Annotated in this window: 6 protein-coding genes; 2 read left to right on the plus strand and 4 right to left on the minus strand. The window is 69.9% G+C overall.

Features of this window, described 5'->3' with window-relative positions:
• Nucleotides 1-432, minus strand: a 432-nt coding sequence (locus tag ACJA3G_RS12600) for a helix-turn-helix domain-containing protein (RefSeq protein WP_406553028.1), incomplete at its 3' end; no start/stop codon positions are given.
• A 103-nt stretch (nt 433-535) separates the two neighbouring features.
• Between ACJA3G_RS12600 and ACJA3G_RS12605 the strand changes: the two genes are divergently transcribed.
• Nucleotides 536-1,243, plus strand: a complete 708-nt coding sequence (locus ACJA3G_RS12605; protein WP_406553029.1) for an SDR family NAD(P)-dependent oxidoreductase — start codon at nt 536-538, stop codon at nt 1,241-1,243.
• A gap of 96 nt (nt 1,244-1,339) precedes the next feature.
• Here ACJA3G_RS12605 and ACJA3G_RS12610 read toward each other — a convergent pair whose 3' ends face one another.
• Together ACJA3G_RS12610 and ACJA3G_RS12615 are read right to left on the minus strand one after the other, a co-directional pair.
• Complete coding sequence (locus ACJA3G_RS12610) at nt 1,340-3,346, minus strand: PIG-L family deacetylase (RefSeq protein WP_406553030.1); 2,007 nt, start codon at nt 3,344-3,346, stop codon at nt 1,340-1,342.
• 250 nt (nt 3,347-3,596) lie between these two features.
• Nucleotides 3,597-5,714 (minus strand): hypothetical protein, encoded by a 2,118-nt coding sequence (locus ACJA3G_RS12615; RefSeq protein ID WP_406553031.1) that lies wholly within the window; start codon nt 5,712-5,714, stop codon nt 3,597-3,599.
• Nucleotides 5,715-5,898: 184 nt separating this feature from the next.
• Between ACJA3G_RS12615 and ACJA3G_RS12620 the strand changes: the two genes are divergently transcribed.
• Nucleotides 5,899-8,016 (plus strand): glycosyltransferase, encoded by a 2,118-nt coding sequence (locus ACJA3G_RS12620; RefSeq protein WP_406553032.1) that lies wholly within the window; start codon nt 5,899-5,901, stop codon nt 8,014-8,016.
• A gap of 63 nt (nt 8,017-8,079) precedes the next feature.
• On the opposite strand, the gene ACJA3G_RS12625 is transcribed toward ACJA3G_RS12620, so the two are convergent.
• Complete coding sequence (locus tag ACJA3G_RS12625) at nt 8,080-15,354, minus strand: LamG-like jellyroll fold domain-containing protein (protein WP_406553033.1); 7,275 nt, start codon at nt 15,352-15,354, stop codon at nt 8,080-8,082.
• Between the last annotated feature and the right edge of the window lie 308 nt (nt 15,355-15,662).

Here is a 15,662-nt window from a genome sequence, read left to right on the forward strand (position 1 = left end):
GGAGGGGTCGCCGAGGAGGGCGGCCCACAGAGGATTCCAGGAGATGAGGTTCCAGGCCGCGTCGTGGACGCTGAGGGGTGTGGCACGGAGCTGGTCGAGCAGGCGCTGCACGCTGGGCGGGATGTGGGCGGGGACCTGGCCGGAGGTGGGAGGGGCGTGTTCGGCGAGGAGGTAGAGGTGGTCGCGTTCGGTCTCCGTCAGGCGCAGGGCGCGTGCGAGGGAGGCCAGCACCTGAGGGGAGGGCGAGGTGGCGCGGCCTCTTTCCAGGCGGACGACGTAGTCGACGGAAAGGCCGGCGAGCTGGGCGAGTTCCTCGCGCCGCAGTCCGGGCGCGCGCCGAACGCCGCCGAGAGGGAGGCCTACGTCGTGGGGGTTGGTGCGGTCGCGCCAGTGGCGTAGCGCCTGTCCGAGGGCTGCGGGATGGTCGTTCACGTTGCCATTGTCGCCCGCCACCGCACAGACAGCCTGGTACTGGCCGACCCCCCGCTGAGGAGGGCTCTCCCTGTTCGTCGCCGTGCGCGGCAGGCTAAGCGGCATGACAGTCACTGTGATCACCGGCGCCAACAAGGGCCTCGGTTTCGAAACCGCCCGCCGCCTCATCGAGCAGGGCCACACCGTCTACGCCGGCGCCCGGGACGCGCTCCGCGGCGAGCAGGCCGCCATCGCCCTCGGGGCCCGGCCGCTCCTGATCGACATCACCGACGAGGCGTCGGTCACCGCTGCCGCGGAGCAGGTCCGGGAGGAGACCGGGCACCTGGATGTTCTGATCAACAATGCGGGCATCGCCGGGTCGGCGGCTCCGGTCGGGGAGCTGACGGCCGCCGATCTGCAGCAGGTGTTCGACACCAACGTCTTCGGAGCGGTGCGCACCACGCGCGCGTTTCTACCCTTGCTGCGGGCAGCCGGGCATCCCACAGTCGTGAACGTCAGCAGCAGTCTGGGCTCACTGACGATCAACGCCGACCCTGCTGCCCACACCGATATCCTCCCGGCCTGGGCACCGTTGCTGGCCTACAACTCCTCCAAGGCCGCCCTGAACATGCTCACCGCCGTATACGCACAGGCCTTCCCGCAGATCACCATCACTTCGGTGGATCCGGGCTTCACCGCGACCGACCTCAACGGCCACCACGGCACCCAGAGCGTCGAAGAGGGGGCGGCTGTGATCGTCGCCGCCGCCATGGCCGGTCCGGCGGCGCTGAGCGGCACCTTCAACGGCGCTTCGGGCCCCATCCCCTGGTGACCCCCTCCTGACAACCCCAGCGCACGGCCGCATCAGCGGCCGTACGCACGAGCCGGTCATGAACCAGCCGCTCTTCGCTCTCCCTGTCGTGCTTGCTCACCGCCGCCTGGTACCCGGCGCTGCCGGGAGGAGTGTGGGCCGCCAGATCCAGGGTTCGGCGCCGTGTGACAGCGCCAGGGCGCCGATCGGCACATCCTGTGGGGCGGAGTGGAGTGGCGTAGGAGGGCCGGCGGGTACGAGGGGGTGGAGTGGGCGCAGGATTTGGCTGCTCGGACCCGTGCCGACCTGGAGCTGTACGCCGCCGTCGAGGTCGGTGCCGAGAAGTACGGTCCGGGGGTTTCTGTCTTGCATGGCCGTGACGGGCCCGTAGCCGGGGAACCTTTGCGGGGAGACGAGCCCAAGGCCGGTGTACAGGGACGGGGAGGACGCGGCGGGGGAGCGATAGACCACACCGGTGGCGCCGTCCGGGGTGATGAAGGCTGAGGGTTGTTCGCAGGACACGGGCATGGCCGCGTCGGGCCGGTACTCGACGGACTGGCGCGGGTGGTTCTGTGACCAGTGGTGGACGGCATCGCGGCCCGCCGCGTAGACGTGTACGCAACCCTTGGCGTCCACCAGCGTGGTGAGCCCGTCGTGGACTTCCCCTCCGGGGAGCGAGCGCCAGTCGGACCAGCGCCCGTCGTGGTCCCGCACACGCGTGCTGATGGACTTCCGTGCGTTGCGGATGAACAGGTGGATCTGCCCGTCGGGTGCGCGGACCACGACCGGGGAACCGATCCGGCGGCCTCGCTCGGCGTTGTGCTCCGGATTTCCGAGGCTTCGCCACGTACCGAAGTCGGAGCTCCGGTAGGCCCCTTCGAGTACCACGATGTCGCGGGTGTCTGCTTGGCCGAGGCCGTGGACGGTGGAGAATCGCAGAGCGCACAGCAGCAGCTGGCCGCTTGCGCCCGTCACACTCACGACGGGAGCCAGGGGGCCACCGCCGAGGTTGCGAGGTGCCCCCAGGCGACCGCTGCCAGGGGAGGTCTCGCGCCATTCGGCGGCCTGAGTGCCCAGGACTCCGTAGCAGAAGACGCGACCGCTCCGCTCGACGACGGCGGCCAGTGGGGGGCCGGCGTGGCGGGGACGGGTGCTGCGGATCCAGCCCTTGCGGTTGGTCATGGCGTGGCCGCGGCCCTGGCTGTAGTCGCCGCAGCCGCTGGGATCACCGCATGCCCAGTCCGGCGCGCCGCCGTAGGCGTCGAGGATGCGTCCCTTCTCCCGCAGGATCTCGGGCGGCAGGTTGGGGGGCCATCGCTGGTGGTAGTAGCCGCGGAACGCGCGTGCGGCGAACTGTGGAGTGCGGCCGGTGCGGGCGGCCACGGTGGTCGCCCAGTGGCCCATCGCCTTCCAGGCGAACAGTGCCGCAGGAGTGTGGTCACGGTGGTCGGAGTGGCCGGGCTGATCATCGTCCTGGGGGTGGGCCGCATCATGGACCTGGAGGTCCGGGTCCGGGTCCAGGGTGTGCATCAAAGTGGGCTTGAAGCGTTCCATGACCTGCACGAGGGCATCGACCAGGGTCTCGTGTCGGTAGGTGCTGACCCGGCTGACGGCGGAGCCGGGGGCGATCAGGGTGTGCATGGACGCGCCCGGCTTCTTCCACAGAGCGGGCAGGCGGGTCCAACCTACGCCGTCCCGCGAGAGCATGGCGATGTTCAGGTGAATCAGCCGGGCCTCCCGGCCCGCGTGGACCAGAGCGTTCTCCTCCGCTTCGACTCCGCCGTCGAGGACCCATACGGAGCGCTGCCAGCGGGTGAACCTGTCCACGCCGAGTATCTCGGCGTACGCCTGGCGCAGGCCCTGGTGGCGGGCCGCGGAGTAAGCCGCCTTGTCAGGGGCAGGACGGGGCAGGCCCTGGGCCCTGTTGAAGCCTGCCGACTCCCCCGCGGTGATGTAGACGGACACCACCGGGATCCCGTCGCGCAGGGCGTGAGCGGTGTGGGGGTTCATGAAGTACAGGTCATCGTCCGGGTGGGCGAGGATCTGCAGGACCAGGGGCCGGCCGGTTTCCCCGAAGGCAGCGGCGGAGCTCGTCGTGGCGGCTTGGACGGAGGGGAGGGACACGTCGGATGGTGCGGTGGGGGCACAGGCGACGGTTCCGCTGCCTGCGGTGGCCGAAGCAACTGCCAGTGACGCGAGGACGCTTCGGCGAGATGGCCCCGCGATGTTGCGGCTCAAAGGTGCTTTCCTCGGTTCTGTTCGGTGACCGGAGCCGGATCCCTTGGTCCCGCAAGAGGGCTGTGGACGTCCTGTTCTGCCTCGCTGTGCCCGGTCAGTACGCCGTCGGCGTTTGGCACACAGGTGCCTCGTGCGGTCACGGCCGTACCAGGTCGGGGACTTCAGGGACAGCGGCGTCGCGCTGAGTCGGCAGACTCACAGGGGTGTCGCATCGCTCCGAGCCGGACGCGGTGACTCCGGCCTGAGCCAACGCCGACACCGCCCGCTGGAAGCGGATACTGGCCGAGGGCTCGTCCGGGCCCAGCAGATGCCCCTTCAGCCGCTCCCGAGCCGTCGCCAAGGGGTCGCCGGCTGTGCCGCGCACTGACGCGAGGAGCCCGGCGACGTCTGCCGCGCCCGCGGTCAAGATCGTGGCGGCCCCCGACGTAGGGAACGCCTCACGGAACGCGTCCTCCGACAGCCCGAGGGTGTTGACGACCGCGTGCGACTTTCCGGTGGCGAGGTAGTCGGCCACCACGCTGGACACATCACCGACCAATACATCCGCGGCGTCGAAGCACGAGAAGAGCGACGGGCGCGTACCCTCCACCACTTGATGCCGACAGGCCGGAAGCGCGCCCCAGTACGCCTTTTCCCAGGCAGCGGTAGCCGTTCTCACCGCTTGGGCGCGACCGCTCACCGGGCCTGCGTCCCGCCGCATCCGTTCGCCGTCATCGCTGCCCCGCGCGGTGTCCGCGCCGGTGAGGGCGTCCAGTGCGGCTGTCCGGAAGGCGAGTTCCCGCCCAGCGGCAGCGGCTGCATCCCCGGGAAGTAGCGGCGTGGAGTTGGCCTTTCGTACAAGTTCCCGGATGCGCAGGTCTGCGTCCCTCGCCAGCGGATCGACAGAACCGGTCAAGGGGTGGGGTTTGTACAGCAGGCGTACTTCCGGTTCGGCCAGCAGTGCCTGGACCAGTTCCTCTCCGCCTCGGGTGAGGGAAGTCGCGCCTGGCTGATCGAGCCAGCCTTCCCAGGTCGGCGCGTACAGGACTGTCAAGTGGCGGCGGTGCGGCAGTCCCGTGGGACGCCGGAGGGAATCCAGTTGGGGGCGGCCGATCTCGACGATGTCCTTGTCATCGACGCCGGCCCCGGCCTGCGCGTAGCGTTCGCGGGCGGCCGGACCGGCCACCCATACCTGGTCGTAGACCCTCGCGTACGGATTGCAGCTGGAGCGTTTGTCGCTCTCGCCGTGGTTCACGAACGCGTGGCGGATGGTGGGAATCCGCAGGACGTGCGAGGTCTTACCCGAGTTGGAGGGGTGAATGAGCAACCGCAGAGTCGAGTGCTCCAGGCGCAGCAGGTCGGCCGCCTTCGGAATACAGACGACCGGCAGATCGGTGGTGCCCAGTTGGTGGACCATGAACCGTTCTCGCAGCACGATGACGGAGCGCTCGTTCAGTATCGCCAGCGGAGCGAGCCACATGTCGGCCTGGTAGGCGGAGGCATGTCCCCCGGAGAAGTACATGCCCACCGGCGGCCGGTAGTCGGCGAGCCACCTCTCGAACCATGCCAGCACCTCCTGCTCGCCGGGAGGCCGCCTCGACGGCAGGAGGTGGAGCAGCAGCCACCCAACAGCCGCCACCGTCAGGGCCGCCGAGACGGCGATACCGGCCAACGCGGCGCCCGGGACGTCGTACACGACCGCGATGAGCATTCCGGCAGTGCCGGGCGTCGCAAGGAGGAGCAGCTGCGGTCCCCGCTGGTACAGAAGCCACGCCGGGGGAGCGCGCCGCAGTCCGAGCGCCGACACATCGATGTTCCGGGTCACCACGGGCAGAGTCCGCGAACGCTGTACGGCTACGGCGCATCCCCGTGCGATCACCTGCAGTCCTTGCGTCAGCAGCAGGCCGCAGACCGCCGCGAACACCCTCGTCCTCGGTCCGTGCGGACAGGCCGCGAAGAGTACGGCCAACAGCAGCCCGTCACGCAGGACTTGGCGGGCCCAGACGTCCACGCCGATCCGTGACAGGAGCTCCACCAGGTTTGGCCGCCGGTGGTGCAGGGCGATGTCCACACCCATACCTGCCACGGCGGAGGAGACCAGAAGGCTCGCGTCGCATGTCAGTACCCCGGCCATCTGCACCACGAACGAGGCGACGAGAACGGTGGGGGCGATCGCCGAGGCGAGAGGGCTCAGGTAACGCACGCTCGACACTCCACGTGACTCGCGAACAGCAGAGGGATGAGCTGTAAACGCAATCCACCGGACATCGGACACGGCTCAGACCTGGGTGCTCCGCGCCGTCGCGGCACTTGTTGCCTGATCGGACGCCCTCGCGGTTATCGCAGCGGCAGTGTCCGGCGCGTCAACACCGGCCGTCCTCCAGCGCAACCTCAGCGGCGCAGCACCGTTTTCCTGGAAAGCACGCCTACCCGACGACGCATGCGGACCAAGGCCCCATATGAAGATCACGTTCCTGCTGCAGAACGCCTACGGGATCGGCGGCACCATCCGCGCGACGTTCAACGCCGCGAGCGCCCTCTCCGAACAGCACGATGTCGAGATCGCCAGCGTCTGGCGGACGCTGGACGCCCCCTGTCTGGCCCTGGGCGGGAAGGTCCGCCTCACCCCGCTCATCGACAAGCGTGCCCACTCCCGCCGCAACGACCTCGGCCACAGACTTCTGGGTGTGCCGACAGCGCTGATCCCCCCGGTGGAGGCACGGGGCGCCTCGTTCGACCGGCTCACTGATCAGCGAGTCGCCGCATTTCTCGCTCGTACCGACGCCGACGTCGTCGTGGCCACACGCCCAGGACTGGTCATCTACCTCGCGGAGTTCGGACGTCGGCACTATCTGCGCATCGGGCAGGAACACCGGATCTACGAAACCCACGAACCCGCCATCCGTGCTGCCCAGGACACCGCGATCGCCGCACTGGACGCGCACACCACCGTCTCCGAGGCGGACGCCGTCACCCACCGTACGCGTCTGGCGGCCACCGGCACCTTGATCGTATGCATCCCCAACGCCGTTGCCCCACCGCTCGTCAGCCCCTCGGACGGTACGGCCAAGTTGGTCATCGCCGCGGGCCGGCTGATTCCCGTCAAACAGTACGGCCGTCTCGTCAGGGCCTTCGGCGCCGTCGTGGCCGAACGTCCGGACTGGAAACTGCGGATCTACGGCCGGGGCCCCGAACAGGCCTCACTGCGTGCCCACATCGACGCTCAGAAACTCAACCACCACATCTCGCTGATGGGCGCCAGTTCCTCGCTCGCCGCCGAGTGGGCCAAAGGCTCGATCGCCGCCGTCACGTCGAGCGAAGAGTCCTTCGGTATGACGATCGTCGAAGCCATGCAGTGCGGCCTACCCGTGGTCGCCACCGACTGCCCGCACGGCCCTCGCGAGATCATCAAAGACGGCGAAGACGGGCTCTTGGTCCCCACGGGCGACACCGGCGCCATCGCGAAAGGGCTCATGGCCCTGATCGACGACGAAGCCCTGCGTCACTCCATGGGCAGGGCTGCCCGCGTCAACATCCAGCGGTACACGCCCCAGGCGACGGCCAGGCTGTACGAGGACCTGGTGGCCCGGCTCCACCACGCCTCCCCGCATCGCCGGACGCCGACGCGCCTGCGACTGGCAGCCGACATGAGACGGGCCATGGCGGCCGGAGGGCGGGCATGGCGTTCATCGGTACCCGTCGCAAGACGCGCGCTCGCACACCCCGCTGAGGCTCTCCGGCCACTGCGTCCCCAGGCCACCTGCCATGTGGACGCCGTGGGTGATCTGGTCGTTCTCCTCGACCGCACCGGCATGCCCGGCAGCCGGTTCACGCTGACAGCAACGCCAAGGGGTGCCCGCGACCCGGAAGCCGAGCAGATCGCCGTTCCCGTCCACCGGCCGGAGTCCGCCACCGGCCCCTGGAGGGCGGTGCTGGAACGTCGCATCCACGAGCTCGCCGAGGGCCGATGGGACCTCCATGTGATTCGCTCCGACGACAATGCCCGCCGCCGGGTCGCCTCGCGATGCGTCGAACAGAGCAACCTCCTCAAGCTGCGCCCCCTGACCGGGACCCCGTTCAGCTGGTGGATCCCGTACAGCACGGACAAGAACAACCTCTCTGTGCGTACCTGGTGTCGCCCGGCTCACGCGGAAGTCCACACACTGACCACGGACGACACGTCATGCACAGTGGAAGGCGCCCTGTACGGCGCGGAGTCCGAGCACCTGCGACACCCGCGGCTGCTCGCTGTACCCCGTCGAAACCCCGCGGCGGCATTCGAAAGTGGCGTCACCCTCCTCTCCGCCACCGCCTTTCGCTTCACGCTTTCGTACTCCCAAGCCCGAACCTCCTGCGAGGGAGAGGAGGAAATCTGGGACCTGGCCCTCCGGCTCGCTCCCCACGCCCCGCCCATCCGGCTGGCCCGGATCACCGGCGACATCGTCAACCGCAAGCGGACGGACGTGTACCCAGCAGTCGAGACGCCCGGCGCCACCACGGGAACGAGCGCACTCGTACGCCCGTACTTCACCGAGCGCAACGATCTGGCACTCAAGCTGAGCAGCCGGCCGAGGTGACGGACTTTCCTGGCCGCGGTAGATGGGCCCGGCCCTCCTAGCCGCCGGAGGGCCGGGCCGGTGTCAGTTCTCTATTCCGAAGTACCGGCTGAGGTAGTCGATGATCTCGGTGGCGTGGGGCAGGAGTTCGGGCAGTTGGGTGGCGAGGGCCTCGCGGGTGGCGGTGGCGAGGCTGCCTGTGCTGGTGGCGGCGGTACGGACGTACGGGTCGAGGCGCTTGATCAGCTCGTAGTTGCTGTCGATGTTCTCGGCGCGCATCGCCTTCTCCAGGGGCGGTGCTCCGGGCGGCGGGACGGGCGCGAGTACCCGGCTGACGTAGGTGACCCGGTGCAGGACCCGCCAGCACGGCGGCTTCGCGGAGCTCTGGCGGGTCTGCCGCAGCGCGGCGGCGTCGGGAGCGTCGCTGCCCGACAGCCAGACCGGGTCGACCACCTTGTGGTAGAAGTCGTCGAAGTTGGCGCTGTTCTCGCCGAGGTAGAAGGTGAGGAAGCGGTAGGCGTCCACCTTGCCGGGCACCGGGATCGGTTTGCCCGCCGCGTCGTAGACGGGTTTGCCGTCCTTGTCACGGCGTTGCAGGTCCCCCGAGGGTGCGCACTGGACGTCGAGGCCGAAGGTCCGGGAGGAGTCCTTGCCCTTGGCCCGGGTGATGCTGAAGCCGCCGCCCCTGGAGGCGTCGAGGTGGACGGACCAGCCGAGGCCGAGGGCGCCGAAGGTCAGGTCGAAGGAGCCGCCGAACATACTGCTGAAGTTGTAGGAGCCGGATGTGGTCTCGCTGACGGCGTCGGTGGCCTCGGTGGTCTCGGCGAAGAAGCCGCCCTGCGCCGTCCAGACGTAGGTGTTGACCAGGTCCCGGTGCGAGAAGCCGGTGGCGGCGGCGGTGCCGGTGGTGCTGCCGGACTCCCGCCGGCCGACGTCCATGCCCATCCCCCGCAGGACCGTCCTGGCCTGCGCCTCGGCCGGGTCGTGGCCCGCGTGGTGGCCGGTCTCGGTCGAGATCGAGTCGTAGAAGGCGTGCAGCCGCTGCTGGTCACGGGTGATCCGGCGCTTCAGGGCGTAGGCGTCCCGCGGTTTGAAGTAGCTGTACTCGCCGTAGCCCGTGGCGGTGGGGTAGTCCGGGTCGGTGACCCTGCCCCGGCCGTCGAAGCCGACCGCCCCGTCCAGGGTGCCCTGCTTGGTGTAGCGGGGGTTGATCGGGAAGTGGATGATGTTCCAGTCCAGCGGGATGTCCGGGTTGGGCAGCATCCGGTAGCCGACCAGGGCGCCGGTGTGCGCCAGGCGCAGCGCGAAGACGTCCGCGGTCTGTGACTGCACCAGCGCCATGCCGGTGTTGGTGGGGACGTACCGGCGGCCGACGGCGGAGTTCAGCACCCGGGCGGGGTCCTCGGTGTGGCCGCTCAGCGCCAGCTTGGTCTTGCGTGAGGTGTTCTTGCCCTGGCTGACCCGGGTGTCCTCGCTCCAGGTGTTGGAGAACTCCAGGCTGCCCGTCGCGGCGAGCTTCAGCTGTCCCTTGGCCAATGGGGTCGCGATGCCGACGCCGAGCGGCGCCGTGATCGTCATGGTGTCCGCGTCGGTCTCACCGCCGACCGCGAAGTTGAAGGCGGTGTTGACGCTCCGGGTCTTGCTGGAGGAGAGGCTGCGCACCACCTGGTCGGCCTCGGTGAACTCCACGGAGGAGGCGGCGGCGTACCCGTCGGCCTTGTCGGTGAGGTTCTCCGACGGTACCGGCGGGGCGCCCTCGATGTAGCCCATGAGCTGCGGGTCGAACTGGGCCTGGCCGACCCACTCGGTGATCAGGTCGCCCACCTTGTAGCCGGTGACCAGGTGCCAGCGGCCGTTGCGGACGAAGCCGTAGCAGCGCTTGAGCACGCCGATCGCCTCGCCCTTGGCGTCGAACTGGAGGTCCGCGTACTCGGTGGCGCCGGGGGCGCCGGCGATGGTGTCGTGGAAGGGGGTGCGGACATCGGCGAGTGCCGAGCGCACCTGGGCGGTGTCGGTGGAGACGGGCGCGGTGGAGAGCAGGATGCGGGGCCGTTTGGCGGAGAAGGTGAGGTGGTTGCCGCGCAGGCCTTCGTCGCGTACCGAGGTGGTGCCGGGTGCGGTGGAGTCCTTGTCGAAGGGCCAGTAGCCGAGCAGGTCCTGCTTGTCGCCGCGCAGACGGGTGAACAGGTTGTCGTAGATCTGCTCCCGGGTGCGGACGGTGCGCCAGATCCGGACCTCCTCCAGAGTGCCCGTCAGCAGGTCGGTCGGTCTGCCCCCGACCAGGCGCCCGCCCAGGGTGAGCTGGGGGTCGCCCCAGGGCCCGGTGTCCTGCGCGGTCACCGGGCCCTCGGACAGCGGCTCGCCGTTGCGGTACAGCCGCAGCGGACTCGCGGTGGGGTCGAGGTCGCGGGTCCAGCGGGCGCCCCGCAGCTTCGCCGGGAAGGACCCGGAGACGTCGACCGTGACGTTGCCGGTGTTCTCGTTGAAGGGCCAGCGCGCCAGGAGCCCCTTCTCGCGCGCGGTGACCGGCAGCCCGAGCTGGACGGCCGGACGCGCGAAGTTCCACAGCCGCACCTCGCACAGGACACCGCGGAACCCGCGGCCGATCTCCACCTCGCTGCCGTTGGACTGAGCGCCGGGGCCGTTGTACAGGTAGCTGCCCGCCGAACCGCCGTCGAGGTAGAACCGGATGTCCTGCTCGGGCTGGGTGGTCGCGTTCGCCTTCGCGGCGGCGGAGAGGTCGGGCGTGCGACGCTGCCGGACCACGGACACGCGCTGGAAGACACCGGGCGTGACGGCCCGGTCGGAGGCGTACCGGACGGCTTTCCCGTCGGCCTCGGCGAAAGCGAACTCCACCCTGCCGTCGGCGAGGATGCCCAGTTGGTACGGGACTCCCTCCCGGCCGCCGTTGATGACCGAGCCCTTGGTGAGCAGGCCCATCGGCGTGCCCAGGCGGTCGATGTGGACGAAGGCCTCGATGGTGAGGTCCTCCAGGACGTCCAGCGACGTCTGCGGAGCCACCGACAGGCCCTCGCCACCGTCCAGGCGCAGCGCCCACGACTGGGTGAAGGTCGCGGCGAGATGCGCCCATTCGTTGCACGGGAAGCGCTCCGCCGACCGCAGCACCCGGTCGCCCACCCGCGCCACCACCTGGTAGCCCTTGATCGGCGAGGCCGGGCTGCCCGGTCCGTCGGAGGCCCAGTGTCCGAGCAGTCCGGGCTCCCGGCCGGAGAGCCGCTGGTGGCGCTCGGCGGAGATCTCCCGGGGGGTGCGGGCCCGTCCGAAGACGCGGACCTCGTCGATCTGGCCGTCGAGATGGTCACCGGTGAAGGGCAGGTGGCCCAGGACCAGCGGCCCGCTGCCGGCGTAGGTGCCCGTGGTGGTGCGGCGGCCGACCTCGATGCCGTCCCGGTAGAGCAGCTGCTCGCGGGTGGCGTGCTTGTACACCGCGGCCCAGTGGTGCCACTCCAGGTCCGGATAGGACTGAGTGGTCGTCAGGTCGTCACCGTAGAGCCCGAAACCGAAGGTCCCGTTGGCCTCGATGCACAGACACAGGGTCTGGTCCACCCGGCCCTCCAGGGCGCCGTGGACCAACAGCGGCTCCCGGCGGTCCCGGGACTGATTGCGCTTGGCCCACAGTTCGACGGTGAAGTCGCGATTGGCGAGGTCGAGCGAGCCGGTCAGCTCGGCTCTGGCGTTGCCGACGAACTGTCGTACCGGGAGCCCGACGGGAGCGAGCTCCAGGGAGTAACCCGAATCATCCGTCCTGGCGTGGATGATCCGGCCCTGCCCGGCCTCGGGATTGACCCACGCCTCCAGGGTCAGATCACCGGCCCGGGCGAGGCCCTGCTGTCTGCCGGCGGGCAGCGACAGGTACTGCTCCTTGCCGTCGAACAGGAAGGCGCGGCCGGGCATCTCGGCCCGCCAGCGGCAGCCGCGACCGCTGATCGTCGGCTTGGCCGTGCCGTTGGGCACGGATTCGACCCCGCCCGCGTTCAGCCCGACCAGCCGGGATCCCGCGGACAGCACTACCCCGGCCCTGGTGGACTCCGCCCGGGCCCAGTCGTAGCCGACCAGGCCGACCTTGTCGCCCGGCTTGATCGCTGCGCCCGCCGTCGACAGAGTGAGCGTCTTGGCGCCGACCGGGGCGTCAGCGGTCACGGCACAGCCCGTACTGCCGATGTTCAGATGGGCCCCGGCGGGAACCAGGACGGTGGTGGCCCCGGTGAGCTCGACGGTGCCGCCCGTCACCCGCGCGACCGTCCCCACCGTCACCGGCCGACCGGGGTTCCCGGCCAGCGCGGCCGTCATCAGCTCGGCCTTGCGCGGCAGTGACCGCCACGTCTCGGTGTCCGCCCCGACGGTGACGGTCAGGTCGCAGCGGGCGGGCGCGTCGCCGTCGCTGACCTTGATGGTGCAGCCGTCCAGGGTGATGCCCGGGTCGCGGGCGACGAAGCTGAGCGTGCCGCCGTCCCCGGCCAGTGTCTGGGCGCCGCGGATGACGGCGGTGTCGTAGTACACGGCGAAGAACTGTTCGTCGGCCCCGCGGAAGTACAGCACGACGTTGCCGGTGCCGCTGTCCAGCAGCGCGGGCCGGTCGGTGCCCCGGGCGAATTCGAGCAGGCCGCCGGAGAGGCTCAGCCCGGCGCAGTCCACCGCGAGCAGTGGCATGGCCACCGTCAGGTCGTCGTCGCCTTGCAGGGCGGTGGACAGCCGGGCCAACTGGTCCTGGGCGTCCTGGAGTTCGGCCTGCTTGGCGGCCAGGGTGCGCTGCAGCTCGTCGACCCGCTGCTTCGCCGTTCGCGCCTCCTGGAGCTGGACCCGCGCGGCGTTCATCCTCTCCTTGGCCGCGAAGTACGTTACGTCCAGCCCCGAGGACAGGCCGAGGCGCACCATGCGGAACAGGCCCGACTCCGCCTTGCGGTGTTCACTTGCCTGGACCGCGTAGGAAAGGTTGTACACGGCGTCCAGACCGAGGGCGAGTCGGCTTGCGCGGTTGACGATGCGGAAGTACTCACCCTCGGGGATCACCTGGAACTGTGTGCTCGGGTTGCCCCTCTCGCGGGGCCCTGTTCTCAGCTGGGTGTTCTCCGCCATCGAGTTGTTCATGATGCGCAGATCCCGGTCGGGCGCGGCGGCGACCAGCCAGTAGCAGGGTATGCCGTCCTGGCTCTCGCCGACCGCCTCCATCCGCCAGGTCGTCCTGGGAAGGCCCGTCTCGGGGCCGGGCAGGAACACCACGGAGGCCGCGCCCGAGGTGGAGCCGGTGGAGTAGAGGCACTGGGCCACCTGGTCCCGCACCACGCGCGGGGTCTTGAGTTCCAGGCGGTAGTTCCAGGCGGTCGGTACGTCCCGCTCGGCGAGGTAGCGCCGCTCCAGGTCGTCGAACTCCGGCTTCACACGGTCGTGTTCGGCCTGGCACTCGGCCACCTTGGCGGCCGTGGCGCCCACCCGTGCGATCTCCGGCGGCAGGGCGGCGACCTCCGGCTCCAGCCGCCTGATCAACTGCTGCAGGGTGGCGATCTGCTCCGAGTCCTGCCCCTTCGTCGGCCGTTTGAGCACAGCCGGGTCCAGTACGTCCGGTGCCTGAGCCAGCCGGCCGTCGCGGCCGACGGCGAAGTCCAGGGTGGCCACCGCCGGCTCCTGGCCGTACTTGGCGGCGAACGCCAGCATCACCCGGGCCTGCCGTTTGGCGGGCTTGGGGTCGGCGCGGTACCCGGCGACGACGTTCTCCTGCTGGTGGTAGAGCACGGCCGACATGCCGGAGACGACGGTGCGCCCCTTGAGCGTGAAGCTGTCGCGCCGAACCCCGGGGTGGTCGCCGACCGGGGCGTCCGAGCCGGTCCACTGCGCACCGCCCTCAAGGGTGCCGTGCACGGCGTGGTCCGTCTGGTCGTGGGCGGTGGTCCCGGCGCCCTCGTCGAACCGGTAGTAGGCGACCAGGCCGGACTCGTTGCCGATCAGCCGGTGGTTCATCTCCTCGGCGAGCTCGGTCGCGGAACGCACCCGGTTCCACACCCGGATCTCGTCGAGGTCGCCTTCGAAGTGATCGTCCGTACCGCTGGAAGAGTTCTTGCCGATCAGGGTGTCCGCGCCGGTGGCCGGCGTGAACGGCAGCGCCCCGCTGCCGGCCGGTTTCCCGTTGACGTACAGCTTGGCCGTGGTGCCGTCGAAGGTGGCGGCGACGTGGGTGTAAACGTCCGTCGGGAGGGTCGCGGTCGACTTGAGTACCGATGGGGCCCCGTCGTGGGTCAGACTCACCGCACCGGCGGAGTCCAGGCCCAGCAGGTACTCCCCGCTCCTGGCCAGCACCGGGGCGTCATGGGCGGTGGGCTTGACCCAGGCCTCGATCGAGTACGGCTTGCCACCGAACCTCAGCGCCGCCGGATCGCCCAGGCCGACGTGGGCGCCGTTGCCGGTCAGTCGCAGCGCGGTCTCCGCGTGCCCCTCGCTGCCCGTCACCGGCACCAACTCGCGCCCAGTGAAGGGGCAGTTGCCCGGGCTGCGCTCGAACACCGCGTCGCGGTAGGCCGGGTCCGGGCTGGTGTAGAAGCGCGTGCCCTGGATGTTGAACACGCCTTGGACGCCCTGCTCGACGTTGAAGCAGTCCACGCGCCCGGTGGCGTTGTTGTGGGCGAACAACTGCCACCGCTGCACGCCGCTGATCGCGGTGGGCACCAGTACCGCGGCGAACCGGCCCTGGGTGAGATTCCGGATGAAGGACAGCTCCTGGGTCGGCTCGTAGAAGGGCTTGCCCTCCATGTCCTCGGTGCCCAGGCTGTCCTTGGCCGACTCGGGGCGGGTGGCGTGTCTGCTGCGCTTGTAACGCACCTCCAGGACCGGCTTGAGTTTGCCGTCCACCAGCAGGAACCGGTCGCACAGCAGGGTGTCGCGGACCATCGGCACCTTCTTGCCGCCGCTGAGCACGTAGTCCGTGCGGGACGCGTCCCCGGAGCAGCCGCCGCCGGTCAGTTTGTACACCGCGTCGGGGTGCGTCTCGCCGACCGACGGCCGCAGCACCACCACGTACGTGCCGTCGGACAACACGTGGAACGGGGCGTCCGCCGTCAGCCGCGCGGTCGTGGACAGGTAGGGGTCGATCTCACCGGTCGTCGGCCGCTCGTCGGTGGCCGCCTCGGCCCCGCCGCGCTTGACCGTGGGCATCGCCGTCGCACCGACGACGGCGTACCCCACCTCGGCCAGTTCCCGGGGGAAGACCAGCTCGGCCGGGTTCTCGCTCCAGTACGCGGCGTCCATGTCGCCCTTGGCCTGCTGACCGGCCAGGTCCAGCACGGAGTAGACGATCCGGCGGGAGGCGTCCATCGCCAACGCGATGGTGGTGCCCTGGTGCCGCGCCATCGTCACGTGCCGGCACGACCGGTCTCCGTAAACCTTGAGCAGAGATTCCTGAGGTGCCACGGTTCCCCTCCCACGAGCATGGACGCCCTGCCTCCGGTACCTCACGCGGCCCGGAGCGGGCGATGAACTTGCGGAGCATTTCTCTCGAGGCGTCGGTCAGTCTGACATGTGTGGCTTCGGTGGAGAGGATGTAACGAAAGTACTTGAGCAGTAGATGACTTGATGGTGCATCAGTGGCCGGACTTCGCCGTCCGGCGTGGGTGGGAACGCTGTTGCCGGGGCCGGTGAGGCTTGAGGGGGTGTAGTGG

The sequence above is a fragment of the Streptomyces sp. YS-3 genome (assembly GCF_045257485.1).
Classification (GTDB): domain Bacteria; phylum Actinomycetota; class Actinomycetes; order Streptomycetales; family Streptomycetaceae; genus Streptomyces.

What these genes read in the sequence shown, in the direction of transcription:
- ACJA3G_RS12605 (WP_406553029.1), top strand. Translation starts at nt 536, where the DNA reads ATGACAGTCACTGTGATCACCGGCGCCAACAAGGGCCTCGGTTTCGAA.
- ACJA3G_RS12620 (WP_406553032.1), top strand. Translation starts at nt 5,899, where the DNA reads ATGAAGATCACGTTCCTGCTGCAGAACGCCTACGGGATCGGCGGCACC.
- ACJA3G_RS12625 (WP_406553033.1), bottom strand. Translation starts at nt 15,354, where the DNA reads ATGGCGCGGCACCAGGGCACCACCATCGCGTTGGCGATGGACGCCTCC.